This is a genomic window from Neisseria oralis, from assembly GCF_045062685.1.
Taxonomy (GTDB): Bacteria; Pseudomonadota; Gammaproteobacteria; order Burkholderiales; family Neisseriaceae; genus Neisseria; species Neisseria oralis.
Map to the genome: position 1 here is coordinate 1 of NZ_JBJGEB010000091.1, position 251 is coordinate 251.

1 protein-coding gene is annotated in these 251 nt (G+C 29.5%); it reads right to left on the reverse strand.

Annotated features, from left to right (window positions below):
* Window positions 1-102: exodeoxyribonuclease VII small subunit (gene xseB / locus ACI43T_RS12205; protein WP_405387393.1), on the reverse strand; the 102-nt coding region annotated here is incomplete at its 3' end.
* Window positions 103-251 lie beyond the last annotated feature (149 nt).

A 251-nucleotide genomic window follows, 5' to 3' on the forward strand; every position in this document is an offset into this window, starting at 1 on the left:
ATCTAATGATTCCTCTAAAGATACTGTTTCATTATCTAATTTTTGAACAATTTGCTCTAATTCTTGCATCATTTCTTCAAAACTTTGCGTTTCTTTAGTCATTATTACACCTTACTTTCGTGACTTTTGCATCTACTAAGCCATCTTTCATTGTTAACGTCAATTGATCATTTTCTGTTAAATCTTTAGTACTCGTAATGACTTCGTCTTTTTTATTAACAATTGCATATCCACGCAACATTGTATTAGTT